A 25352-nucleotide genomic window follows, 5' to 3' on the forward strand; every position below is an offset into this window, starting at 1 on the left:
TACAGTGATGTGGCCGATTTTAATTTAACCATTAAAAGGAAATAAGAATGTCGAAAAAACGTCCGAATAACCTTATCGCACCAATTGTGATTGCAGGAATTACTGCAGGATTCTTTGTCAGTGCCTATAGGTTCGTTTTTGCTAAACCAAAGCAAGCAGATGAACCGGTAAAACCTGCTTATTCAGTAGATCAGTCACAAGAAGAGGGTAATAAAAATAGCTAAAAAATAATCGTTTTTCTTGGCTTTTTGTGCTATTTATAAATTAACTATTTTATATAATATAAGCATTTAGATAAATGTGTATGAAATGGTTAGAACCATATTAGGATATATGAATAGTAATAATAAAGGAGAGGAAACGATGCTATTAAATAATTTTTTTAAGTCATTTAAAACTATATTAAATATTGCTGAAACTTCATCTGAAGCACAAGCAATCGCGAACATGGATATCGCAATTGCTCGCTTACAGCAGGCTAAATCTGTTCGTTTACTATCTACAGATTATTTAGAATAATCGGCTCAAAATGTCTATCTAGTTAAACATATTGTGATGCGGCATGTGCAGACGCCCATGCCCATTGAAAATTGTAACCACCTAAATGACCGGATACATCCAGCACTTCACCGACAAAGTAAATGCCTTTTTGCTTTTTACTTTCCATGGTTTTGGATGAAACTTCTGTAGTATCTACACCGCCCAAAGTCACTTCAGCTGTACGATAACCTTCGGTTCCTGAAGGTTTAACTTCAAAAGCATGCAAGCGCGTTGCAATCTGTTCCAGCTTTTCATCACTCAAATTGCCAATTGCGGTATCTGCCAATTCAGCCCAGATGAGTGTTTGTAATTCCAGTACCACACTTTTAGGCATATGCTCATTTAACAAAGTCCGCAGTAAGACTTTGGGTTGACTGGCTTTTTTCGATTTAAAGAAATCAACCAGGTCGACATAAGGCAGAAAGTTAATCTTGAAGCTTTGCCCGACATCCCAATAGTTAGAAAGTTGCAAAGAACTTGGCCCGCTTAAACCGCGATGAGTAAACAGCAAGGCTTCGGTAAAACTGTTCAAATTATTGGAGAGGGTCGCATCTACCGCATTACCGCTTAAACGGGTCGTGACTTCTTTGAATTGATCAGAAAAGGTAAAGGGCACCAAGCCTGCACGGGTGGGATGGATATGATGCCCAAACTGTTTGGCTATCTCATACCCAATGCCTGAGCCGCCGAGGGTGGGAACGGATAAACCACCCGTTGCGACGACTACTGATTCAGCTTCAAAATAGCCAACAGAAGTTGCCACTTGAAAACCTTGATCATCAACATGTGTCACAGCTTTCACTTCACAGTTGGTTTTAATATCGACTAAAGCTGTTTTATCGCATTCAGCCAACAGCATAGCTAAAATTTCTTTAGCGCCGTTTAAGGTAAACAGTTGACCGTGTTTGCGCTCTTCGTATTCAATGCCGTGTTCGCAAACCAAGCCAATAAAGTCCCAATTGGTATAACGGGTCAAAGCTGAAATCACGAAGTGCGGATTATGTGAAATGAAGTTTTCAGGTTCGACATAGAGGTTGGTAAAGTTACATTTACCACCGCCTGACATCAGAATTTTTTTACCCACTTTGTTGGCTTTTTCCATCACCAAAACTTTACGACCACGTTGTGCCGCCATATATGCCAACATCAGACCTGATGCACCTGCACCTAAAACAATGACATCGTACTGATTTGTAGACATGGAACAACTCGTGGGAGATAAAAGCAGGGCATTATAGACAATTTTAGCCGCAATTTCAGGATTGATCTTAGCCCGTGTGACGACCTTGTAAGCCGCCACTATGAATCACCAAAATTCGTGTGTCTTGGGAGAAGTAATTTTGTTCAATTAAATCAAATAAGCCCATCATCATTTTAGCGGTATAAACCTGCTCTAAAGGAATATGGTGCTCGACTTCAAAAGACTGCATAAATTGTAAAAGTTCAGGCGTGGTTTTGGCATAGCCTCCACAGCAATAAACATCAGTAATTTTCCAGTTTTTCTTGGCCGTCCATTGTTGTACATCAGATTGCAGAAAATCACCTTTGAGTGCTGAAAAACCAAGAATGCTTTGATGCTCTGAACTTGCTTCAATGATTCCTGAAATGGTTCCTCCTGTACCGACGGCACAGCAGATTACATCGTAATTTTGCAGGTCTTCGGCATTCAGAATTTCTTTACAGCCTTGAATGGCAAGCGGATTGGTCCCACCTTCAGGAATAAAAAAATGTTCAGGAAATTGCTGGTTCAATTTACCCAGATAGTCAGGCTGATTTTTTTGCCGATACTGTTCACGCGAAACAAAATGCAGCTGCATACCAAACTGCTGCGCCGTGGCTAAAGTCGGATTTAATGGTTTAGTTGCCAGTTCTTCACCACGAATGATACCCACGCTTTTAAAACCGAATAAATAAGCTGCATACGCTGTTGCAGAAATATGGTTGGAATATGCGCCGCCACAGGTCAGAACCGTATTTAAGCCTTGTTGTTGCGCCTCAAGAAAATTGTATTTTAGTTTAAAAAATTTATTGCCCGAAATTTGCGGATGAATTTGATCTAAACGCTTAATGGTCACAGTCACAGGGGCTTTAATATTAAGCTTTTGGTATGCTACTGACTGCGCAATCTGATCAAACATTTCATCATGATCCCTGAATATTCAAATGTATTGTACGCAAAATACTTTTATCTATAGTTATATTATTTGCTTAAGAGGGTGGATCTACGGTAATTGCTACAGACATGTCAGGGGAAAGGCGTTCAATTTTATAAAGTAAGATGATTGAAATAAATTTTACGCTCTGTACTGATTTGTAAAAATATCTTAAATAGTTGAATTAAAAACACAAATAAGTGATCAAAAAACAAGCATTGATGCTAAGCTAGAAAATATAACAACTATGAAAAAGAGGATATGTAATGAAAAAGCTATCCGTGGGTTTATCTGTTTGCTTGCTGTTATTGCTGACAGCTTGTGATGCAAAAGATGATTATAACAAGCCGAAAACTGAAGTTCGTACCATGATTATTGGCGGTATGCCAGTTCATGAGCATGATTATCTTCTCTCACAGCTCAACGCCCGTGAAATCAAACCGGTGGTGCAACAGTAAAAGATTGGAAAGAAATTGAGGTGTCTAGGCCAGATTTAAGAAAATTTGAAGTAGATACCTGACTCCTTGCAAATTGTTTGTCTTATTTAAAGATGTAATCACTATGAAAAATGGTTTGTACTCATCTAATCTTCAAAATGAAATAGGAAGGGCTTAAAATTTTAAATTCAATTGAATGGTGAGTTAAAATATCAGAATCTACAATTTTTGCCGGTAATTAGCGATTGATATGGTCGGTTCATTTTGCAGCTCATCTTTAGTTTTTGGTTTTTACCTTTATTTAGCTGCATGTTGTTATCGATTTATTCGGGTTACAAGTCGGTTTTGTAGATCACTTTCAGCAGCAATGCTCTTAATTGGTTCATCTGCTTTTAAATAAATAAATGTTTTATTCGGCTTATAGAATACTTTAATTCTTGATTGAATAAAATTTTAGTGAATTATTCGGTGAAATTGCAAAAAGTCTGAGAAAAATAGCGAGATATTCAATTTTTTAAACTGTAGAATTAGCACGAAATTAATTTATAAAGGCATTTCAGGTGGAATCATTTTGGATTTTGGGCTCAATTGCCTTTGCTCTCATGTTAGGCGCGATGAGTCCTGGACCGACATCAATTTATGTCGCTAAAAATTCAATAGCCATTTCACGAAAACACGGCCTATTTACCGCTTTAGGTACAGGGACTGGGGCGGCCATTTTTGGTTTGTTGGCGGTGCTTGGATTACAGGCATTTTTGTTGGCGGTGCCGTCAGCCTATTTAGCTTTAAAAATATGTGGCGGTTTATATTTGCTGTGGTTGGCTGCCAAAATTATTAAACATGCCAAAGACCCCATCGAAAGCAATAATGATACAAACTCTCAAATGTCACTGCACCGGGCTTTTAGTACTGGACTTATTACCCAGCTTTCAAATCCGAAAATTGCGATTGTGTTGGCCAGTATTTTTACTGCGCTATTGCCTAAAGAAATTCCTGCTTATTATTATTTTGTATTGCCAATTCTATGTTTCTTTATTGATGCCGGTTGGTGTTCATTGGTCGCGGTTGCCTTGTCAGCAGAGAAACCACGCCGTGTATATTTAAAATTTAAAGCTATTTTCGACCGTATTGCCGGTGGGGTGATGACATTGCTGGGTTTGAAATTAATCTTTGGAATGAAATAATTTTATTTAAATTATAAAAAACACTCGATTAATGAGGGTTTTTTATAAAGACATATATATTTTTATTTTTTGCAATTTGGTTGTGACATATCAAGAATTTGAGTTCCTTCAACACGATAGCCAATTTGACCGAAAATAAATGCCTGATTCAGCTGAGTAATAACTACATCCGATAATGCAACTGAACAAGGATTTTTCTCGATAGCTCTGTCTACTGCTGTTTTAAAGTTAGGAATACCAAGTGGAAAGAGCACTACAGGTGCTTTGTCCTCAGCTCGAACACGTTCATCTTTTACAAATTGATGTGAATTGATATTGTAGTTTTTAGTAGAAGCTACTGTCATATCTGCCATACGGATTGAACAGCCAGCGAAGGTAACTGCTGTAGTTGCTAAAGCAACTGCTAGTAATTTTTTCAATAATATCAAAATAATAAATTTATTTTTATGGATAAATAAGTTCTCAGTTAGTTTAAACATTAGATCCAGAATAATAGTTTTACTATTCTTATGATTTTCACCTCATCGAAATTTTCTTACTCGATAAAAGAATCTAAGTACCGATTAGTGAGCTGATCTAACAAGAATAATTTTATAAAAAATTGATAGATAGCAAATAAATAATAATTTAAAAATGAATTTTTTTATTAGATAAAGATAATGTAATTTTAAAATTGAAATCTAAGAAAAAATAGACTCTAGAAAATAAAAGACCGACGATTCGAGTGATGGTGAAATCGTCGGTCAAAAAATTTGTTGCAAGTTTTAGCTTGGGCTGCTGTTCCGTACTAAAATTTGAAACTAAGTTTATTGCTTTAGTAAAAGTTCACCGAAAATATTGTGGATGCCGGTACAAATTAACGGGTTTATGAACTTCTTACCCTATATAACGCAGGGGATTACAGATTGGTTGACAATAAAATGAAAAAAAATTCATTTTTTTTTATAATAGGCGTCCTTATCGTAAATTTGGTCGTCAAATTAATCTAATGAGTAAATATTTCTTAAGGTTTTTTATATATTTAATTTTATTTACTCTGCTTGCAGGGATTATTGCCGGTTTTTTACCAAATGTAGTGGGTCAAGTATTAACCGCATTTCCTTATTTAATTGCGATGATTTTGGTATTGTTTAAATTTATTCGTGACGAACAGCATGCACCGACCAAAATCGAACGTAACAGATTCAGTTTAATTTTTGTTTTGATTTTCTTTTTATATAACTATGTTTTTGCAATTTTTGGTCAGCTGATCTTCAATTTTAACCAGCCCAATATTTTTAAATTATGGTGGGATTTTGTCTCACAAAGTGAGTTTCAATTGCTGCTTATCTCGCGCTTACTCATTTTTATGATTCCATTTTATCTGATCAGCTTTTGGTTTTACGGTAAACAAGCCCAACGTATGGCAAAAAAAATGCTTGGCTAAGATAAATTGAGATACGTTTGAACTAAAAATAAGCCTATTTTATAGATAGGAATACAGTGAGGTAGTCGAATGCTAAAAGAAAACGTACTGGTAACGGGTGCAAGTGGTTTTATTGGTTCGCATCTATTGCCTTATTTATTGTCGCGTGATTACGCAGTGATTGGTCTGACACGTCAGAAAAACAAGATTTCCAATCATCCTGATCTGAGCTGGGTTCAAAGTCTGGAGGAACTTAAAACGGACCGGATTGATTATGTGATTAACCTAGCGGGTGAAAATATTGGCCAGTCACGCTGGACCGCAAAAAGAAAGCAGCAACTCATTCAGAGTCGGGTTGAAGTTACCCACCAGCTTTACAGATACTTAGAAAAAAGACAGATTTTTCCGAAACGTATTATCTCCGGTTCTGCAGTGGGCTATTACGGTATTGACCCGAGTGAACAATGGTCAACCATGTGTACCGAACAGTCTGCCCCACAATCTATTTTTATGTCGGAACTGTGTCAGTTATGGGAACAGGCGGCATTAAGTTTTCAGCAACAAAATACCAAAATTGTGCGCTTCGGAATTGTGTTTGCAAAGAAGGGGGGCATTCTTCCACGTATGCTGTTGCCGATTAAACTGAATATGGTGGGGCGTATCGGACATGGTCGGCAACCGGTGGTATGGGTGCATGTTCAAGATGTATTGCGCGTGATTGAGTTCCTCCTGACAAAAGAAACCAGCTCACAAATTTTTAATGTGGTCTGCCCAGAAAAAATGACCCAAGCACAATTTGCTCAAACCGCTGCACAGCAGCTGCATCGTAAACCTTTATGCTGTTTACCGGCTTTTGTTTTGAAGGGGATGCTGGGCGAACAATCACAACTGGTTTTAAACGGTCAATATGTACAACCGAAAGCACTGCAGGAGCTAGGATTCGAGTTTAAATATCCTACGTTAAAACTGGCTCTGGCCGATATTCTAGCGAGCAGCTAAAGCTTCAGGTCTTAGTCTCTGCGTACCAAAAGCGGCAGGATCTACAAAGGTGGGCTGCTCAAGTATCAGCTGTCGTAATAAACGTGCCGAGGCAGGCCCCATACACAGACCATTACGGAAATGTCCGAAGTTGGCCCATAGATTATCAAACTCTGGCATTTTCCCAATATAGGGCACACCAGTAGGTGAACTTGGTCTGAGTCCTGCCCATTGTTTCGCAATTGGAAAACGCTCAAGTTCCGGCACCATTTCCAGACAGGCTTTGTAAATAGTCTGTTGGGTATGAATATTCGGTCGATGTTCAAAACCCAGTTCATCCATACTGGAGCCACAGACTACATGCCCGTCCTGACGTGGAATCAAGTACATCACCTTATTCATGCAAATGGTTGGCAACCACTGTTCAGGTGTTTTAAACAGCAGCATTTGTCCCTGAACGGGGTTGACCGGAATGCTCATATTCAATTGCTGCGACCAGTGCGCGGACCATGCACCTGTGGCAATGACGATCTGGTCGGCCTGAATCTGTTGGCCAGATTGGGTCTGAATGGAAGTCACGCGCTGCTGTTGAATATGAAAATGATCCACCCAGGTATTTTCATAGAATTGTACCTGCGGGTGCTGTTTTAAATAACGGATAATGGATTTGAGCAGACGTGGATTACGGACATTAGATAGCTGCGAAAAATACAGCGCTTGGCTAAATTGCCCTGAAAGATGCGGATTGATCTGCTGAAGTTGCGGCTGTTGTAAAAGTTGGCATTGCTGCATCGGTTCATCAAACTGCTCGGCATAACGCTGTCCGATATCAAAATCGCTTTCATCTAGAATCAGCATACCGGTATTATGAATTTCAAAATCAATGCCCGTGATCGGTGCTAATTTCTTATTCCATTCTAAATATAGCGATTTACCGTGTTGCGCCAATTGATTTACCGCACGTGGATAGCGCCAAGGATACATAGGCGAGAGAATACCGCCACCGGCCCAGGAGGCTGCTTTTCCCGCTTGTTGCTGATCGAAAATAATCACGGAGCATCCCTGTTCCACAAGCTCTAAAGCAGACAATAGACCGCTAATACCTGCTCCAATAATGGCAACTTTCATCGCTTAAACCACTATTCCTTATTTCATGTTTTTCAGTTTAAGCGCAGCTTCTTCAGCGAAGTAAGTCCAGATGCCATCGGCACCGGCACGGCGGCAACTCATCAGCGATTCAATAATCACATCTTCTGATAACCAGCCATTTTGAATGGCACCGACCAGCATCGCGTATTCACCGCTGACTTGATAAACGAAAGTGGGTATACCAAAAGTATCTTTTGCTTCACGCACGATATCGAGATAAGGCATACCCGGTTTCACAATCACCATGTCTGCACCTTCCTGAATATCCAATGCAATTTCATGCAAGGCTTCAGCGCGGTTGCCGATATCCATCTGGTAATTGTATTTGTTGCCACCTTTCAGGTTGCTGGATGAACCCACCGCATCACGGAAAGGCCCATAGAAGCTAGACGCATATTTAGCCGAGTACGCCATGATACTGGTGTAGATATGACCATGCGCTTCAAGCGCATTACGAATCGAACCAATACGGCCATCCATCATATCACTGGGTGCAACCACATCTGCACCAGCTTCAGCATGACTTAAAGCCTGTTTAATCAGACAATCAACCGTTTCTTCATTTAAAACATAACCCGTGTCATCAATAATGCCGTCTTGACCGTGCGTGGTATAAGGGTCGAGTGCGCCGTCAGTGATCAGCACCATTTCAGGCAATTCTTTTTTCAGCAGGCGAATGGTGTTTTGAACCAAGCCATCTTCATGCCAGGCAGCTTCAGCAGTGAGGCTTTTATCTTCCTGCGGCGTTACCGGGAATAAAGCGAGTTTAGAAACTCCCAATTCCAGCAGGCGTTCTGATTTTTTTAACAGCAGGTCAGCAGAAAGTCGCTGAACCTTCGGCATACTTGGAATATCTTGGGTCTGGTTTTGGCCCGGAAGTACGAATACTGGGTAAATGAGATGATCGGTCGTCAACTGGGTTTCACTTACCATAGACCGTAATTTGTCATTTTTTCGAATTCGGCGCATACGGGTGGCAGGAAATGCAGGGCGATTGAACGTATAAGTCATAACAATCTCAATGATCAGTATTAAACTATGGCTATTGTAGCCCTAGAATCAAATTTTGGGGCAAAAGTTAATAGCTATTTCTCAAATTAAGGTATTCGGGCAGACTATGACACAAGTAGAGAAAAATTGGACCGGTAACATACATTTAGGCACGAAAGTGGATATTGATGTGGTCCTGAAACAGTTGTGTCATGCATTCAATAGTTCTCCTTACTTCAAACATAACGAGATGGTCATGCGTGTTGTGGATGGACAAATTGAAGCCTATATTGAAATGCAGCCTTTTATGATTGGCAATGTTGCCTTTCAAATTTTACACGGCGGTGTGGCTGCAACTATTCTGGATAGTATTGGCGGCATTGTTGCGATGGGCGAGTTATATAAAAAAGCAGAAGCGAATGACCTGCCGGATACCATTAAAAAAGTGACTCGTTTGGCAACTGTTGATATGCGGGTCGATTATTTAGCTCCAGGTCGTGGAAAATATTTTATTGCCCGTGCTGAAACCTTACGTTTAGGACGTAAGGGCTGCACTATGCGCATGACTTTGATCAATGATGAAGACAAGCCGATTGCCACTGCGATTGCTTCTTATGCTTATTAAGTTCAGTTTAAGCTTGGTCATTTAAACTCAAAAGAAGTGAATTAAATATTCGGCATTGAATGAAAATTCAGTGCCGAAATTATTTTTAAAAACTGGTGAGTTACATTTTTATTATCACATCATGATTTTTTGTCATTAAAATGTGTCGTCAATATTAAACAAGAAATGACTTTCTCATCGACACCATCTCATGACATTCATTTGTCTTGCATAGCTGTTCGTTTCAGATCAATCAGAACGACATATATGATGGGTAATGACCAAGTCTGCTGGATTTAGGAATAATCGATGACAGATGCTCAAAATACCCTGCCAGAAACACAGCCAGACAAAGAAATTTCGGACACTGTTGCAAAAGCAAAACGCAAGAAAGCCTTAAGTATTGTCGCGATGATCTTTATTATTGCAGTGATCTTATATGCAATCTGGGCATTATTTTTAAATCATTCAGTCACTACCGATAATGCCTATGTCGGTGCAGAAACCGCTTCGATCACCTCAATGGTGAATGGTCAGGTTGGGCAAGTTCTGGTCAGTGACACGCAACAGGTCAAACAGGGCGATGTCTTGGTCCGGGTCGACAATCGTGATGCAGAAATTGCGGTTGCACAGGCGCAAGCAGAATTGATGAAAGCAAAACGTCAATACAAGCAGACGCAAGCCAATAGCAGTGCATTAAATTCACAAGTGTTTGTCAGTGATGACGGTATTCATAGTGCAGAGGCGCAGGTGGCTAAAGCACAAGCTGAATTTAATAAGGCGCAGGATGATTTGGCGCGTCGTAGTAAATTAAGTGCATCAGGTGCGATTTCGAAAGAAGAACTCAGCACTGCACAAAGTGCCGTGAATAATGCTCAAGCCGGTCTGGATTTGGCTAAAGCCGGCTTGGCTCAGGCACAATCCAGTCAAAAAGCGGCACAAAGTACTTTAGCTGCAAATGAAGCGCTGATTCGCGGCAGTAATGAAACTTCAACTCCGGATGTGCTAATTGCTCAGGCAAAACTGAAACAGGCTTTGCTTGATTTGGAACGTACTGAAATTAAAGCACCGTTTGACGGCGTAATCACCCGCCGTAATATTCAGGTGGGACAGCGTGTTGCCGCAGGTACCGTGTTAATGATGCTGGTACCGATTCATAAACTGTATGTCGATGCCAACTTTAAAGAAAGTCAGCTGACAAAAGTGCAACCCGGGCAGAAAGCTACTTTAACTTCTGATTTATATGGTGATGATGTTGAGTTTCATGGCACAGTGGTTGGCTTTTCAGGTGGTACAGGGTCAGCATTTGCCTTAATTCCTGCGCAAAATGCGACGGGTAACTGGATTAAAGTGGTTCAGCGTTTACCGGTGCGTATTGCCCTTGATCCTAAAGAACTGGCTGGACATCCATTACGTGTAGGCTTGTCGATGGAAGTGAAAATTAACCTCGCTTCGAAGTAGTCGCTTATGAATAATAGTAACTATGTGCCATTTGGCGACCTGAAAGGGGGGCGCCTGATCCTTGCTGCCTTTGTATTGGCTCTGGCCAATTTTATGGTGGTTCTGGACATGACCATTGCCAATGTCTCCGTGCCGCATATTACCGGCAGTCTGGCGGTTTCCAGTTCCCAGGGGACTTGGGTGATTACCTCCTATGCGGTTGCGGAAGCGATTTGTGTCCCGCTGACCGGATGGCTGGCCGGGCGTTTTGGTGCGGTGCGACTGTTTGTGATCAGTCTGATTGGCTTTACAGTTTTTTCTATTCTGTGTGGATTATCTACCAGTTTGGAAATGCTGGTCTTTTGCCGAATTGGACAAGGCCTGTTTGGTGGGCCGATCATGCCGCTCAGTCAGACCTTGTTAATGCGCATTTTCCCTCCGGAAAAGCAATCACAAGCCATGGGCATGTGGGCGATGACCACTGTGGTTGGACCGATTTTGGGTCCAATTTTGGGTGGTGCGATTAGTGATAATCTGTCTTGGCACTGGATTTTCTTTATTAATATTCCAGTCGGAATTTTCTGTGCGATTGCCGCATTGCGCTTGTTAAAACCTGCGGAAACGTTAATTTCAAAAATCAGAATTGATACCATTGGACTGTTTTTACTGATTTTGTGGATTGGTGCATTACAGTTGATGCTCGATCTTGGACATGAAAATGACTGGTTTAACAGTACCTTCATTTGTGTCTTGGCTGTGATAACCGTAGTCGGATTAGTTCTGTTTATTATCTGGGAAATGACTGAACAGCATCCTGTCGTCAATATCCAGATTTTTAGATATCGCGGTTTTACTTTCTCGGTCTTGTCTTTAGCCTTTGCCTTTGGGGCATTCTTCTCCAGTATTGTATTGATTCCACAATGGGTACAGATTAACTTGGGCTATACCGCAACATGGGCAGGTTATCTCACTGCGACCATGGGCTTTGGTAGTTTGCTCATGTCCCCGATTGTGGCAAAAATGGCGACCAAGTACGACCAAAGGATTTTAGCCAGTTTTGGTTTAAGTCTTCTGGCGGTAGTGACCTTGATGCGTGCTTTCTGGACGACTGATGCTGATTTTATGGCATTGGCATGGCCACAAATTCTACAAGGCTTTGCTGTGCCATTTTTCTTTATTCCTTTATCCAATATGGCGCTGGCTTCGGTACAGCCACATGAAATGGCATCTGCTGCCGGCTTAATGAATTTCTTACGTACCATGGCCGGGGCAATCGGTGCTTCCATTGCCGTAACGCTTTGGGATGACCATGCCAAAGTTGCACGTAGTGAAATGGTTTCCAACTTACATGTGGATGAAGTACAAAATACCCTGACACAAGCTGGGGTGAGTTCACAAGGGGCATTGGGCTATATATCAAGTCTGGTCGATAAGGAAGCTCTAACTTTATCAGCCAACCATGTATTTTTGATTTTAGCGATGGTTTTTGTTTTTGCGGCTTTAATCGTCTGGCTCGCACCACGACCCAAATTGGGTACGGGGGGCGGTAGTCACGTGCATTAATGCTCAGCATTCATGACATAAAAAAAGCCGCTGAATTCAGCGGCTTTTAAGATAAAGAATATTGCCATTAACCTTATATATCCGATCGTGACCGCTTTAAAGCCGTTTGCCACTGAGTTAAACGACTTTGACGCTGATCCGTATTCATATTTGGCTCAAATGCCCGATCTAGCTGCCAAGATTCGGAAATCTCTGACAAATTAGAAAATACGCCTGCCTTTAAACCCGCCATTGCTGCCGCACCCCATGCAGTTGATTCCAGCATTTTAGGACGCAGTACCGGAACATTAAGAATATCTGCCTGGAATTGCATCAGCATATCATTGCGACTGGCACCCCCATCTACGCGTAATTCTTTTAAAGGATGGCTAATGTCTGCCTGCATGGCCATCAGCACATCGGACACCTGAAAAGCAATCGACTCCAAGGCTGCACGCGCGATATGACCTTTATTGGTTCCGCGAGACATCCCGCAAAGCAGGGCACGAGCCTCACTGTCCCAATGTGGCGCGCCGAGTCCGGTAAAAGCAGGTACCAGAACTACGCCGTCAGTATCACCCACTTGGCAAGCCAGTTTTTCAACCTCGCTGCTGTTTTGAATAATCCCTAAACCATCACGTAGCCATTGCACAATGGCGCCTGCCATAAACACGCTGCCTTCCAGTGCATAGCAGGTTTGATTTTGGCATTGCCATGCAAGTGTACTGAGTAATTTATTTTGGCTAAATTGAACTTGATGACCGGTATTAAATAGCATGAAGCAACCGGTACCGTAGGTATTTTTCGCCGTACCTACATCAAAACAGGATTGACCAAAAAGCGCAGATTGCTGATCGCCCAAAATACCGGTAATTGGGATGTTGGCACCCAGTAAACCGGTGGCAGTATCAGCAATATAGCTATCGGATGAAATAATTTTGGGTAAAACTGAGTGAGGAATATTAAACAGCTCAAGCAGTTCCTCATCCCACGCTTGAGTTTGCAGATTCATCAACATGGTACGTGAAGCATTACTGGCTTCAATAATGTGTTTACTACCTTGGGTTAAGTTCCACATCAGCCAGCTATCGACCGTGCCAAACGCGACATGCCCTTGTTCGGCAAGTTCGCGTAAGCCATTTACATTTTCCAATAACCATACCAGTTTGCCGGCACTGAAATAGGGGTCTATGCGTAAACCGGTTTTATGCTGAATTGTATCGAGTAAATTTTGTTGGGTGAGTTGGTTGCACCATTCGGTTGCGCGACGGTCTTGCCAAATAATGGCAGGAGCGAGTGGCTGACTATTACGCTTGTCCCATACTATGGTTGTTTCGCGTTGGTTGGTCAGCCCAATGGCTTTAATGTCTTTAGCAAGAATGTGAGCAGAGGCAAGTGCTTGTTGTACGACTGCGATCTGTGTAGTCCAGATTTCTTGGGCATCTTGCTCAACCCAACCTGAATGTGGTGTTTTGATATGGGTTTCACGTTGAGCGGTTGCCTGAACTTGTCCAAGTTCGTTGAAAATAATCGCACGACTTGAGGTCGTCCCCTGATCGAGTGCAAGTAAATAGCTCATAATTTTTTCTGTTATTAGGCTTGAAAAGTAAAATATTAGCGCAATAATGTCATTAAGCGCATCTAGTTGTGTAAATGTTTAGAAAAGAGGTCGTAATTTTTGACATTTATGCTATGATTGCTTTGTACTTTGGGGGTGTTTCTGGCTTCGACGCTGGTGATGAAACTCATAGATGCATGCCGAGAGCGCATTTTCTCTCGTAAATCAAATTTGCATTTTTTAGTCGCAAACGACGAATCATACGCTCTAGCTGCCTAAGGGCAGCTTGTCCGCCTCTCCGAATACTTGTGGTTAGAGAGACCGACTGAAGCGCACGCACACAAGGCCGTATAAAGTCAAGCCTCGGGGCTTTATACTAAATTAAGAGGATCGCGATTTGTATCCTGTTCGTCGGGTCACAAAGAGTTAAAACAATAGACGATATCTAAGCATGTAGTATTCTCGAGCGTAATGCTGGCGGACGCGGGTTCAACTCCCGCCACCTCCACCAAATTCCTAACAAAACATACCCAAATATGTTTTAAATAGTAGATGAAAGGCTTGATTCTAAAGGGATCAAGCCTTTTTTCTTGCCTGAACATACCCAAACATAACTAGCTATAGTGTACATACGCCGTGTACACTGTCATGTACATTGCAATATTTATTGAACTCGCTGGTGTACATGTGAAAATTAAAATTTTAAAAAAGTTATTAAAGGGGTTAGGGGAAAATGGTTTTAGTAGGAAATATAAACTAATTAAAGCCCTCAACCATGGTGGGAATTCTCATTCCTATAAAGCTTATAGCTATACTTTAAAAAAAGAAGTTTTCATTAAATTTCTTTTATTACCTAGACATGAAATCGAAATTTTAAAATTTAGAAATGAAATAGCAATTCATAGACTTATTGCACGTCAAGGGTTTGTATATGATGAAAATGCTGTTATTGAACTTTATGATGCTAAGTTATTTAAAAATCATTTGGGCGGTTATCTAGTTCTGGAATGGCTAGAGGGACAGTCACTGGAAGAGGTAATTGAAACTTATGCTAATAAAACTATTGAGGAAAAAGTTCAACTGTTTCATAGGGTGACGAATGCACTAATACCATTAAGTAACTGGCTAGTTCACAGAGATTTACATCCATCAAATATTATGGTGTTAGATAACTCTTTTGAATATAAAGATTTATCTACTAAACCATTCAATACAGGAATTAAGGTTGTTGATTTTGGCGAAAGTTACTCATCATACGTTACAACAGTCAGTGATCTAGAAATAGAAGACTTAATAAAATTACAAACAAGTAATATGAGAAGATTAACTACTTCACTTTATGCTACCCCGCCAGAATATCTTAGACGCTATAGGGAAAATCAAAATCATATATTTGATAAATCATGGAATTATGATTCATGGGCCTTAGGTTTAATAGGATTTAAAATTTTTTTTAATGAAAATGTATTTGAATTTGAAGATATTAAGGATTATGTACATGAAGTGCATAGAAATCATTTTCAAATGGATATTGGCCATAAAATTGCAAGTAAATTTTATGATTTACAACATAGGCAATCCAAAGTATTAGAACATATTTTTCATTACTTATTGAGAGTTAATCCGACTCAACGTACTGGTGATGGTGATGTTGGCCTAATTTTATCTTTAATAAATTTTAAGGGGTATGAACTACGTCAAGATCTAGATGCAACGGAGTATCTTTCTTTTATTCGGGATGGTTATTTTTATTTGGATAGAAAAGGTATGACACGTTTAGAGGATATGCTAGAAAATGAGGGATAATTTTTCAGAATTTAAATTTTATAGAGCTTTTGGAAGTCCTATTTCAAATGGTAAGCATAAAAACATATATTTAGAGGGAACTCGTCGACCTACAAATATGCCAGTCCGAGAACATATTATTATTGATGATTGGTTTGAACATAAATTTGGTATTAAAGCTCGATCAAGCACTATATTTATAGGTATTACACGAGAAAGTGTGAATAAATATGCCCAATACAATAGTTGCATTGTAAAAAGAATTTCATTTCCTAATGACTCCCAATTTATATATAGCTTAAAAATTGAAGACTTGTTTGTTGATATTGAGGATTTGCAACATACCAAAGGCGAATTGACTAAAGAGGATATTTATCAACTTTTAGAAAATGCTGAATATCAATTAACAAATAATCCCGAATCTATTCCTGTAAGTTTTTCAGGTGAAGTTATGGCTTATTGCCACAGCTTTCTTTTGGAGGATGCATGAAAAGAACAGATATCAAACGTCGCCCTTTGTCAGATACCGTACTTGCTAACCTTGAACCTGAATTAAAAGAATATCGGGAGTTAGACGGCGATGGCCTGTATTTCCGTGTAAAGCCTGATGGTAAAAAAGCGTGGCTATTCAGGTATAAAAAAGCTGATGGCAAGTGGTCATGGCTTGGTATCGGTACTTACCCTGAATTGTCGGGTAAAGGCGCCAGAAAGAAAGCATCCGAGATTATTTTAGATATATCCCACGGCGATAATCCAATCATTACCAAGCAGGAACGCAAACGCCAAGAGCTGGACCACAATAATGCTACCTTTGAAGTACTGGCACGTGAGTGGTTAGAAACCAAAGTAAATACATGGGTTCCTGACACCATGACCCGAAATAAGGGAGCATTAGAAAAGCATGTATTCCCTGTTTTTGGTAAACGCTTGTACACCAGCATAAAACCTATTGAGTGGATGAATCATTTAAAAGGTATTCAGCAGAAGCAGGGTATCTATGAACAGGTAAGCCGAGTTCGAGCCATGTGCCGTGATATTTATGATTATGCAAAGGTCACAGGGCGAATTGATTACAACCCATTAGAGGGCATTCAGAAGTATCTACAGCAGGGCAAAAAAGAGAATATGGCCCATGTGAGTGAGGCGGAGTTGCCCACCTTAATCCGAGCTATTAATAATTACCCGACTATGGATGTCCGTATGGGCTTACAGCTTTTAGCTATGCTGTTTTGCCGTCCTACTGAGCTAAGGGGCGCTAAATGGACTGAGTTCGATCTAGAACAAGGTTTGTGGAATATCCCTGAGGAACGCATGAAGAAACGCCGTGAGCATGTTGTGCCTTTGCCTAAGCAAGCCATTGCCATACTCAATGAATTAAAAACCTATGAAACCAATTCTGAGTATTTATTCCCAAGTAGATCCGATAAGAGTAAGCCTAAGTCAGATACAGTTTTTATCATGGCTTTGCGCCGTATGGGATTTGAGGGCAGACAGACACCACATGGATTTAGGCATATAGCCAGTACACTACTAAATAACCGTGGCTTTGATGAGCGTCATATTGAATCTGCTTTGGCCCATGTTAAGGACGGCGTAGCAGGGGTATATAACAAAGCCCAATATTTAGATGACAGGGCAAATATGATGCAGTGGTATGCCAATTATTTAGAAGAAATTGCGGACCAGAGCATTATCCAATTTAAAAAGACTAAGTGACATTACTCGCCATTCATTCTGTATTTTATATATTTCCTACAGAAGCGCGGCTTAATGGCTTAATCACCTTGTAAGCCTTTGTATCACAGGGATTTCATTAAGCACTGCCGTATTTTAAGCACTGGCATAGTGGCTTAGTGGATATATTTTATATTTCCCTAGAAACCTTGCGATTTTGCGAATTGGCTTTGTATGCCTTGCTACATATAACATTGAACTTCGCAAATGGCTTGCGATTCACTTGCGATAGTTTGCGATTCGTATATTTCTATTGCGACATATCTTGTCACACTACTTACCCAAACATACACAATTATAATTAAATATCATTTATATTCAGTTTGCTAAGTCTAGGTTGATCCCCGAAAGTCCAATGCCCAATTCGATTGGCTTAGCTATTTCTTTGGGAGATGCTGTGGGAGGCATAAATGAGCTTATTTGCAAAGCAACATGAAGCTATAGCAAAGAATTATGTATCCGTTTTAGACGTATTGGAAAAACTATATGCAAAATCAGATTCTGGGTGGTATGAAGTAGGTCATTTTTTAAAAAAAAGCTCTATTGAGTCATTAACTACTTATTCTATTACTGGTGATATTGTTCCAGAAGTTACCATCCATAACCAAGTTATGATTGAGAGTGTATATGAGGATAAGTTGAGTTTGGGTCAGTTAAAGGATGCATTGCTTGCATTCATATTTAATAATCATGAATCGCTTGATGGTAATGATTTAGAAAATAAGATAATTGCAGAACATGAACTAACTCAAAAATTTAAACAATATGCTTGGTTAAAAACTGAAATTCAAAGATTAGCTGAATTTAATGCACTAAATTTAATTGAGCTATTAGAATTCAAAAAGCCACTACAGGACAGTAAAAAAATAACCAGTATTGCTAAGGCAGTAGATGGAAATAATATTAAATATGAAGAGTTGGTTTATTTGATTCAAGATTTTGGGGAAAGATTTAATAGACCGATAAAACTTATTTCAAAGTTCCTCAAAAACTCAAAATTTAATAAGCATATTGATGTTTTTGTACGCTTAGGAGAGGATGAGTTTCTTAAGTTAAATAAGGTCAATTCTGAAAAGGCTATATCATATGTATTAAATTATTTGGATGATGAAAAATTTAATACTACTGAATCTTCACTACATGTTGATAGCTATCAATTGAGTCATATTCTAATAGATTGTGATGATTTATATTATTTTGAACCTCTGCAAGACATGAATGTTAATATACGAATTGGTAATACGATTCATGAAAATGTTAGATATGGAAATATTAGTAAAAGAAAGTTAGACATTGCTTTAGATTATCACCAGCAAGAGTCTAAAAGAATTTTTGATCATATGTTAGCTACATTTGATCTAAATGATTCATCTCATTGGGAGACTGAAAGAGAAGATACACCTCAACAATCTATACATCCTGCAATTGATCAAAAACATCCAAAGCATGCACCTGAATTACTATTAGCCATCCAAGCATGGGAAGCAAAATATCTAAATAACGAGTATCCGCATCAAGAGCACACACCAGCTATTACTAATATTTTAAAAAATCTAGCAGTGACCCAGACCAATCTGGTTAAAAGAATTTGCGCAATAACTAATCCAAAAAAATAATATATTTCAATTATTTATTCTAGGTGTCACCTAAAGGTGTCACCTTTTTTTATGCACATGTCACTTGTATGACACCTTATGAAATTTGCTTTTATGCACCTACTCCTTATTTTTGCATGTAGGTGCATAGATGACCATTAATCCTATACGTGTCCAATTCAAAACAGCTTGTGAATTATTGGACATTAGTCGTGAATCCTTACGTCATATTGTGCGTACTGACGCCTCATTTCCTCGACCAATTAAGACAGGCGATACTAAGCAAGCCTCGGTCTATTTCGACTACGCCCAGCTTGTTGAATGGCATAACAAGCAAATGCAAAGCCTTGCTGTAATGGAGGCTTAATTCATGAATCAAATCATTTCACCTACTCTAACTATGTCTAGTCGTGAAATAGCAGAATTGACTGGCAAAGAGCATAAAAATGTTATTAGAACTATTAAGGATTTATTAGCAGCGGAAATTTTAGACGCTCAAATTGAGCCACTAAAATTTGAATACCGTGGCCAGTGGTTTGATTACTACGAACTAAAAAAGCGTGACAGCCTTATCCTTGTTGCACTTCTTTCGCCTGAATTTACAGCGCATATCGTAGATCGTTGGCAAGAACTGGAATGCCAATCCAAACAGCACAATGTAGACATTAACAATCCTCACGCACTACGCAAGGCATTACTTGAATACACAGAACAGGTTATCGAGTTAGAGCATAAAAATACTGGCTTGGAAAAATCCATAAAGGTAATAACTCAAACCAATCACGGCGTTAAATTCCAACAGGCTTGCAAGCTTCTCAATATTAAGCGTTCTGTGTTAGCTGATTGGCTCAGTAAACATGGTGGGGATAGACGACTTAACAATGCACGCGCATCTACCCACTATAGCCAAGAACGTGGGTACTGTGAGACTAAGTATGAAGAGTGTACAAGAATCAAAGCCAATGGTGAGCTAGGAAGCTATAGCCAAATTGAATTTTTTATTCTGCCTAAAGGAATGGAAGTTTTAGCTAAACATTTCGGAATAAGGGGGTAAAGCATGAAAGAGCTCTCTATCAACCTTCTAAAGCTTCTCTTCATCTGGACCATTGCTGTTTTTCTTGTTGCAAGCTGTGGACGTTCCGCTTATGCTAGTTCCGTTCATCAAAAAGCAGATGAATTAGCTTTGGTCGGCTATAACAATGAAGGCGTACAGTCCGCTTATAGGACTTTTTTTGTGCGTAATATCTCTATGCATCTGCATGTTATGGCGGGGCTGGAGAGGGACACCTTCGGGTGTGCTGGTTTCCTTCGTTACCAGTCGACCAACCCTTTCTGGTCCTGCCACCCTCATTTGGTCGTGAATGGCAAGACTCCTACAAATGAAGGAGCGCATTAATCATGCCTAACTCAAATCAAAAATCGAAACCAATTAATAACGATTATTTCCCATCTCTAAGCTGTACCAGCGCATTTTTTACACCACATAAAGATGCAAACCATCTCAATGCTCAAGATGTTATTCATTGCCTTGTTGGAAGTGCTAAAGACATTTCAACCGTTACTTTCAACTGTTTTTAAAATGGTAAGGAATTAATCATTAACGGTGAAATTGTTGCGAACCTGATTTTTGAAATCCAAACCAAATTAGAAATGATTGAGAAAATATTGCCTTTGGCTTTTGAATGGCAAGAAAGCAATAAAGGTGGTGCCAAATGAATAACACCACCTCCATCAAACCCGACACCATCTTAGCAAATTGCACATTACTTAATCCACTGGATGATACCTATATCAATCATCCAGTCATTCAGCGTTTTGGCAGTCCTTTACAGCCGATCTATGTGGACCAGTGCCATGTAGATATCAACGGCGTGAGCTATGATAATCCTTTAATTCTGCCGATCTATAACGCTCAATTAGAGCTTGTTCAATGTGCCATATTACAAGATAAACAACCCTTACGAGTCATCCCCGATGGAGTGGCCAAAGGCTTTGCTATGTTGGGTGAGTTGCACCAGGATAAACCTGTCATCATCACCTATAACCTTGAGGCATTCTTTAAGATTTCTCAAACAGGCTACGCCGTGGCATTGGTAGTATTACCAAGCCTATGTGATGCTCATCAAATCGAGTTCAAGCCATTTGATTTTGAGCAAATGCAGTTCGTGATTAATCAGCTTTTAAAGTCAGGTTTTGACAGGTTGTATATGCCTGTACGCCCTGAGCATATACAGCTTGAAGCATTCCAAAACCTCGAGAAAAATAGCCCCATTCGATTGCTCAATCAATTTCAGAAAGCTGGTGAAAGTGAGTTTTTAACTGAGCTGTCACAGGATGACGATGCAGAGGAAGTAAAAGCGTTTCTTGATTATGCCATTGAGCAATTACCAGCTTTAAATCAGTGGGGTGAACTATTACCATTGGCGCAGGCTGAAACTTCCTTAAATAGCACTTATCCAATCCATGCATTACCACCACTTGCAAGGGATGCCGTTATTGCTATTGCTGAGTATGTACAAGCGCCAATTGGTATGACAGCTCAATGTGTCATAGGTGCCATGTCACATATTGCTCAAGCCCACGTAAATGCACCTCATCCATTTAACCTTCAAGGTGAGCCATGCAGTTTATATCTACTCACTGAAGGACAAAGTGGAAGCCGTAAAAGCACCAGTCGTAATATGGCAGACAAGGCCATTATTCAGCATGAACGTAAACAATATGAACAATATAGCCGTGACCTTAAACAATGGCAAAGCGGACAAGCTGGATTAAACAAAAAGGACAAAGAGGCATACGGTGCAGAGAACCCACCTCCGAATGACCCTAGCACCTTATACAGTGACATTACCTTGGAATCTATTGCAGGGCTTTACGTGGATGGCATATTAAATAATGCATCTATTGCTAGTGATGAAGCTGGTCAGTTCTTTGGTGGTTATACCATGAAAGGAGATACCCGCACCCAAGCGATTGGAGGATATGCCAAATTATTTGATGATGGTTTTGTGGAGCGCACCCGGTCTAAATCCAATTTAAATGGTAGTGGTCGTGCTTATGATGTTCGATTGACCTTTAATTTACAGGGACAGCATGAGGTTTTATCTGATGCATTGAGAGATCAAGTGCTACGTGGCCAAGGTTTCTTGCCTAGATTCATTTTAACCATCCCTGAGAACTTGGCAGGGACACGTTTGCAAGATGCTATTTACCGATCTAAGAATGCCAATCATGACCATCGGTTAATAGCTTACTGGACACGGTGTGAATACTTGCTTGATGACTGCCCTAGACTACAAGGGGGGCAAGAACTTTACAATGGGCGTTATGTCATTCCTATGAATGATGAAGCAAGGGATATAGATGCATCGTTCTACAACATGTTTGAGGAACTACAGGGCAAAGGTAAGCGCTACGAATACCTACAAGCATTTGCCAGTCGTGCCAGTCAATTAGCACGGCGCTTAGCTACCGTATTCGCTTATTTTGAGGGATTACAATGGATTGATGCCAAGACCTTAACAGGGGCTTGTGAGGTCGTTAAGCACTCACTCAATGAATGGGCTATGTATGCAGATATTGAAGTCAAAACGGAAAGTGATGCTGAACGGTTGATTAAGTGGCTTATTCGAAAGTGCATGGAGCAAAAAAACAATTGTATCCCTAAAGCAATAGCGCTGAGAGGAGCTCCATCACATCTAAGAAAGGCGAAAGCATTTGATAATTGCCTTAATGAGTTAATCGAATTCAATTATGTACGACTCATTACTATCAACAAGTCCACACACATTGAATTAAACCCTTTATTGTTTAAATAGCTGCTAATTTGCGAATTATCCCCTAAACTCCTTTAGTCGTAGGCTTTTAGGGTTCGCAATTATTGTGCAAATGGCGTGCAACCTTCTGCGAATTGAATGCGAAGTAACAGAAAATCATCGTATGATTCGCAATTAGCAAACTTAAATTTATAATGAACGCGAAACGGAATAGTAAGCTATACAAGGCATACAGCTATAATTCGCAAATTCGCACAAACTCCTAAGTAGTATCTATTTTACGAATCTACTGTTTTAGTACTGAAGATCTATTTCGGTCACTGATCTGTCCTATATTTGCATCCATTAGTTTCTTTAATAGAGCATCACGACCATTTTCTATTGACCATTGCATTTCATCATCCGTAATAACAGTGGCGATTAAAAGCTGCATATTTCCATTAGGCAATTTGATATCTGTAGCTAAAGGCTTTTGTGCTTTAGCTATAAGCACATTAATGGTGTCATTCTCACTATTACCTACAGGTATCGCTTCAACTGTTAAGCCATTATTCTTTTCTATTCTGGCCAATAGATCTACATCGTTCAGTAGAATTATATTTCCTGTCCATTGCATAAACCAAAGTGGCCATTCAGCATTTTCTTTTGCAATCATGAGCACTTCATATCCATAACCAGCTTTTCCAGATGCAGATATAGCTTTACTCTTTTTCTCTAATTTTGATGAGCTGGAAACAACCCTACCTTGGTCATTATATTTAACCTCAATATCTGTAGCTGTTAAGCTTGCAGGCATGTCGGTATTGGTAAGGCCAAAAGTAGAATATACCCATAGCCCTTTTTTGATTTTGTCGGCAGGTATTACGTAAAAGCCACCACCCGGCCAAACACCAAATAAGTTAGGGGCTTTCATAATGTCATTAGGTAGCTTCCCTATATTTTTCTCGTAGAAAGCCTCTCGGGCATCATAGACATGCTGCCATTCTTTTTCTGAGCTATTTTGAGCAAAGCCAATAGTAGACGCCGTAAGTGCAGTGAACCCCAATAAAAATTTAATAAACTTCGTATTCTTAAACATTTATTTTCTCTATGTATGAATGCGAAGTGATTCTATCAAATAATTCATAAACATAGAGTTAGATAGCCTCTTATACTAAGTTGGCGATGATACAGCACGGCGATATGCTGCGATTCCTTTGCAATTGATACGAGGAATCGCAAAACCGAAAACTATAGAGTCTCGATACTGAAAGCCCTACAACATACAGGATACAAGGTGAAATCGCAGAATCGCAGGGCTTCTATAGATAAATATAAATTTAAATAGCCGAGTCAAAATTAAAAAACACTAATTGATAATTTATGAAGACGCTGCCAAGCTATAGAATTCTTAAGTACAGGTTTTTCCTTGACTATTTTTTCTAGTATTTTAGCTAACGAATTATCATAAGACTCAATTCTTTGGCCAATCACTCTGTCTAACAAAAGAAGGACCTCTTGAGGGTACTTCTCAGTCAGTAAATATTTATCTTCATTGTTAGTTAACTGGTATAGGAAAATTGAAGTTGGTTCAATGTTTCTTAAATATGGTTCAATATTTTTAACGATATCTGTGAAATACTCGGATGTTTCTATAGCCAAATCTAATAACCTTTCAGATGTTTTTGACGTTTGACAAAAATTTTCTTTAGGCCAGATATTTTTAAAGAAAAATCTGCCAAAACTTAACCAGGAATTTTCTTTATTAACTATATCTGAAAGTATCCATAGACTATGAGATAACATATCACTATCGAACTTTCTTAAAATTTTTCTTACCTCTACATTAGTAAATAATGTTTGTCTAGGGTAAGACCAATAGCAAAACTGAATAGCCACCGAGTATGTAGACGCCTTTTATTTAAATAAAATGACTAACTAGAAGAATTTAAAAAACTCTAAAAATCCCCTTAAGCTTACTATTTTTTATTAGCAAACTATTGACCTTAGTCTTACTCCAAGCCTTATAATCAATTCAAATATTAATTTTGATGCAATTATGCGTTCAGTAAAATGGATTACAGTATTGGTGACCCTGTTCATGTTCCAAAGCCTGTGGAACGTGGCGGCAGCCTTTTGTGTCCATGAAGAGCAGGCGCAGGTGTTGCAAACTTATCATTTTGGTCATCACCAAAATACCTTATGTGCCAGCGATAGTCGTCAACACGATCATAATGGACAGTCAGAAAACATAAAAACAGTCAGTAGCGATTTAGAAATCGGTGAAGATCATCAAGATCATCTACCGTCGATGACGCACTTGATTGTGCAAAATGAAAAAATCAGCCTGTTAACTCTACCTTCAGATGATAAAACTATTCCACATTTCTATTGGAATAACAGTTATCAGCCACCTGATCTGTTTCAACAAAGCCCACCTCCCGAATTTTCCCCGCTCATGGTGGGGTAGCCTAAAACATTCCCACCACTTTTATTATTTAAA

At 39.6% G+C, this 25352-nt stretch carries 27 protein-coding genes and 1 other RNA gene; 20 read left to right on the forward strand and 8 right to left on the reverse strand.

Features of this window, described 5'->3' with window-relative positions; all coding sequences use genetic code 11:
* Nucleotides 1-47: 47 nt before the first annotated feature.
* Both AC3CAU_RS13320 and AC3CAU_RS13325 read left to right on the forward strand, forming a co-directional pair.
* Nucleotides 48-224 carry a hypothetical protein gene (locus AC3CAU_RS13320; RefSeq protein WP_447053544.1) on the forward strand — a complete coding sequence of 59 codons (177 nt, stop codon included), beginning with the start codon at nucleotides 48-50 and terminating at the stop codon, nucleotides 222-224.
* Between the two features lie 109 nt (nucleotides 225-333).
* Nucleotides 334-519 (forward strand): hypothetical protein, encoded by a 186-nt coding sequence (locus AC3CAU_RS13325; protein ID WP_447053543.1) that lies wholly within the window; start codon nucleotides 334-336, stop codon nucleotides 517-519.
* A gap of 22 nt (nucleotides 520-541) precedes the next feature.
* On the opposite strand, the gene AC3CAU_RS13330 is transcribed toward AC3CAU_RS13325, so the two are convergent.
* Entirely contained in the window at nucleotides 542-1741 is a 1200-nt protein-coding gene (locus tag AC3CAU_RS13330; RefSeq protein ID WP_447053542.1) for a BaiN/RdsA family NAD(P)/FAD-dependent oxidoreductase, read from the reverse strand.
* A gap of 67 nt (nucleotides 1742-1808) precedes the next feature.
* On the reverse strand, nucleotides 1809-2678 hold the full coding sequence (locus AC3CAU_RS13335) for a 1-aminocyclopropane-1-carboxylate deaminase/D-cysteine desulfhydrase (RefSeq protein WP_447053541.1): 870 nt from the start codon (nucleotides 2676-2678) through the stop codon (nucleotides 1809-1811).
* Nucleotides 2679-2959: 281 nt separating this feature from the next.
* Between AC3CAU_RS13335 and AC3CAU_RS13340 the strand changes: the two genes are divergently transcribed.
* A complete protein-coding gene (locus AC3CAU_RS13340; protein WP_447053540.1) occupies nucleotides 2960-3151 on the forward strand; it encodes an NF038215 family lipoprotein in 192 nt (63 codons plus the stop codon).
* Between the two features lie 539 nt (nucleotides 3152-3690).
* On the forward strand, nucleotides 3691-4314 hold the full coding sequence (locus tag AC3CAU_RS13345; RefSeq protein WP_447053539.1) for a LysE family translocator: 624 nt from the start codon (nucleotides 3691-3693) through the stop codon (nucleotides 4312-4314).
* 62 nt (nucleotides 4315-4376) lie between these two features.
* Here AC3CAU_RS13345 and AC3CAU_RS13350 read toward each other — a convergent pair whose 3' ends face one another.
* A complete protein-coding gene (locus tag AC3CAU_RS13350) occupies nucleotides 4377-4733 on the reverse strand; it encodes a hypothetical protein (protein ID WP_447054335.1) in 357 nt (118 codons plus the stop codon).
* Between the two features lie 569 nt (nucleotides 4734-5302).
* Here AC3CAU_RS13350 and AC3CAU_RS13355 point away from each other — a divergent pair.
* Both AC3CAU_RS13355 and AC3CAU_RS13360 read left to right on the forward strand, forming a co-directional pair.
* Nucleotides 5303-5740, forward strand: coding sequence for an ABZJ_00895 family protein (locus AC3CAU_RS13355; protein ID WP_205755848.1), 438 nt, complete (start codon nucleotides 5303-5305; stop codon nucleotides 5738-5740).
* A 69-nt stretch (nucleotides 5741-5809) separates the two neighbouring features.
* The gene (locus AC3CAU_RS13360; protein WP_447053538.1) at nucleotides 5810-6718 is read left to right on the forward strand and encodes a TIGR01777 family oxidoreductase; all 909 of its coding nucleotides are present in this window, start codon (nucleotides 5810-5812) and stop codon (nucleotides 6716-6718) included.
* Here AC3CAU_RS13360 and thiO read toward each other — a convergent pair.
* Together thiO and hemB are read right to left on the reverse strand one after the other, a co-directional pair.
* Nucleotides 6704-7825 carry a glycine oxidase ThiO gene (gene thiO, locus AC3CAU_RS13365; RefSeq protein ID WP_447053537.1) on the reverse strand — a complete coding sequence of 374 codons (1122 nt, stop codon included), beginning with the start codon at nucleotides 7823-7825 and terminating at the stop codon, nucleotides 6704-6706. The two genes, AC3CAU_RS13360 and thiO, sit on opposite strands and share 15 nt — an antisense overlap.
* An 18-nt stretch (nucleotides 7826-7843) precedes the next feature.
* The gene (gene hemB, locus AC3CAU_RS13370; RefSeq protein ID WP_447053536.1) at nucleotides 7844-8857 is read right to left on the reverse strand and encodes a porphobilinogen synthase; all 1014 of its coding nucleotides are present in this window, start codon (nucleotides 8855-8857) and stop codon (nucleotides 7844-7846) included.
* 106 nt (nucleotides 8858-8963) lie between these two features.
* Between hemB and AC3CAU_RS13375 the strand changes: the two genes are divergently transcribed.
* The 3 genes from AC3CAU_RS13375 to AC3CAU_RS13385 all read left to right on the forward strand — a co-directional run bounded on the left by AC3CAU_RS13375 (nucleotide 8964) and on the right by AC3CAU_RS13385 (nucleotide 12443).
* Nucleotides 8964-9461 (forward strand): thioesterase family protein, encoded by a 498-nt coding sequence (locus AC3CAU_RS13375; RefSeq protein WP_131214184.1) that lies wholly within the window; start codon nucleotides 8964-8966, stop codon nucleotides 9459-9461.
* Between the two features lie 288 nt (nucleotides 9462-9749).
* Nucleotides 9750-10901 carry an HlyD family secretion protein gene (locus AC3CAU_RS13380; protein WP_447053535.1) on the forward strand — a complete coding sequence of 384 codons (1152 nt, stop codon included), beginning with the start codon at nucleotides 9750-9752 and terminating at the stop codon, nucleotides 10899-10901.
* A 6-nt stretch (nucleotides 10902-10907) separates the two neighbouring features.
* Nucleotides 10908-12443 carry a DHA2 family efflux MFS transporter permease subunit gene (locus tag AC3CAU_RS13385; RefSeq protein ID WP_447053534.1) on the forward strand — a complete coding sequence of 512 codons (1536 nt, stop codon included), beginning with the start codon at nucleotides 10908-10910 and terminating at the stop codon, nucleotides 12441-12443.
* Between the two features lie 73 nt (nucleotides 12444-12516).
* Here the strand turns inward: AC3CAU_RS13385 and glpK are convergent, their stop codons facing one another.
* Nucleotides 12517-14001 (reverse strand): glycerol kinase GlpK, encoded by a 1485-nt coding sequence (glpK, locus tag AC3CAU_RS13390; RefSeq protein WP_447053533.1) that lies wholly within the window; start codon nucleotides 13999-14001, stop codon nucleotides 12517-12519.
* 131 nt (nucleotides 14002-14132) lie between these two features.
* Here glpK and ssrA point away from each other — a divergent pair.
* The 10 genes from ssrA to AC3CAU_RS13440 all read left to right on the forward strand — a co-directional run bounded on the left by ssrA (nucleotide 14133) and on the right by AC3CAU_RS13440 (nucleotide 22912).
* Nucleotides 14133-14491: a transfer-messenger RNA gene (gene ssrA, locus AC3CAU_RS13395) on the forward strand.
* 176 nt (nucleotides 14492-14667) lie between these two features.
* Nucleotides 14668-15786 carry a protein kinase domain-containing protein gene (locus AC3CAU_RS13400; RefSeq protein WP_447053532.1) on the forward strand — a complete coding sequence of 373 codons (1119 nt, stop codon included), beginning with the start codon at nucleotides 14668-14670 and terminating at the stop codon, nucleotides 15784-15786.
* Nucleotides 15776-16255 (forward strand): hypothetical protein, encoded by a 480-nt coding sequence (locus AC3CAU_RS13405; RefSeq protein ID WP_287166220.1) that lies wholly within the window; start codon nucleotides 15776-15778, stop codon nucleotides 16253-16255. Before AC3CAU_RS13400 ends, AC3CAU_RS13405 begins: the two co-directional genes overlap by 11 nt.
* A complete protein-coding gene (locus tag AC3CAU_RS13410) occupies nucleotides 16252-17481 on the forward strand; it encodes a tyrosine-type recombinase/integrase (RefSeq protein ID WP_287166222.1) in 1230 nt (409 codons plus the stop codon). Before AC3CAU_RS13405 ends, AC3CAU_RS13410 begins: the two co-directional genes overlap by 4 nt.
* Nucleotides 17482-17909: 428 nt before the next feature.
* Nucleotides 17910-19115 (forward strand): hypothetical protein, encoded by a 1206-nt coding sequence (locus tag AC3CAU_RS13415; RefSeq protein WP_447053531.1) that lies wholly within the window; start codon nucleotides 17910-17912, stop codon nucleotides 19113-19115.
* 130 nt (nucleotides 19116-19245) lie between these two features.
* Nucleotides 19246-19461, forward strand: coding sequence for a transcriptional regulator (locus AC3CAU_RS13420; RefSeq protein WP_447053530.1), 216 nt, complete (start codon nucleotides 19246-19248; stop codon nucleotides 19459-19461).
* Nucleotides 19462-19464: 3 nt separating this feature from the next.
* Nucleotides 19465-20148 carry a Rha family transcriptional regulator gene (locus AC3CAU_RS13425; protein WP_447053529.1) on the forward strand — a complete coding sequence of 228 codons (684 nt, stop codon included), beginning with the start codon at nucleotides 19465-19467 and terminating at the stop codon, nucleotides 20146-20148.
* 3 nt (nucleotides 20149-20151) lie between these two features.
* Complete coding sequence (locus AC3CAU_RS13430; protein WP_447053528.1) at nucleotides 20152-20490, forward strand: hypothetical protein; 339 nt, start codon at nucleotides 20152-20154, stop codon at nucleotides 20488-20490.
* Nucleotides 20491-20492: 2 nt separating this feature from the next.
* Nucleotides 20493-20672, forward strand: coding sequence for a hypothetical protein (locus AC3CAU_RS13435; RefSeq protein WP_447053527.1), 180 nt, complete (start codon nucleotides 20493-20495; stop codon nucleotides 20670-20672).
* A 134-nt stretch (nucleotides 20673-20806) separates the two neighbouring features.
* Nucleotides 20807-22912: a DUF3987 domain-containing protein gene (locus tag AC3CAU_RS13440; RefSeq protein WP_447053526.1), complete on the forward strand. Its 2106-nt coding sequence runs from the start codon at nucleotides 20807-20809 to the stop codon at nucleotides 22910-22912.
* Nucleotides 22913-23156: 244 nt separating this feature from the next.
* Here AC3CAU_RS13440 and AC3CAU_RS13445 read toward each other — a convergent pair whose 3' ends face one another.
* Both AC3CAU_RS13445 and AC3CAU_RS13450 read right to left on the reverse strand, forming a co-directional pair.
* On the reverse strand, nucleotides 23157-23948 hold the full coding sequence (locus AC3CAU_RS13445) for a suppressor of fused domain protein (RefSeq protein ID WP_447053525.1): 792 nt from the start codon (nucleotides 23946-23948) through the stop codon (nucleotides 23157-23159).
* Between the two features lie 260 nt (nucleotides 23949-24208).
* Nucleotides 24209-24748, reverse strand: a complete 540-nt coding sequence (locus tag AC3CAU_RS13450; RefSeq protein ID WP_447053524.1) for a hypothetical protein — start codon at nucleotides 24746-24748, stop codon at nucleotides 24209-24211.
* A 160-nt stretch (nucleotides 24749-24908) separates the two neighbouring features.
* Between AC3CAU_RS13450 and AC3CAU_RS13455 the strand changes: the two genes are divergently transcribed.
* Nucleotides 24909-25319 carry a cation efflux protein, CzcI-like gene (locus tag AC3CAU_RS13455; protein WP_447053523.1) on the forward strand — a complete coding sequence of 137 codons (411 nt, stop codon included), beginning with the start codon at nucleotides 24909-24911 and terminating at the stop codon, nucleotides 25317-25319.
* The last annotated feature ends 33 nt before the right edge of the window (nucleotides 25320-25352 follow it).

Source organism: Acinetobacter sp. GG23 (assembly GCF_057766365.1).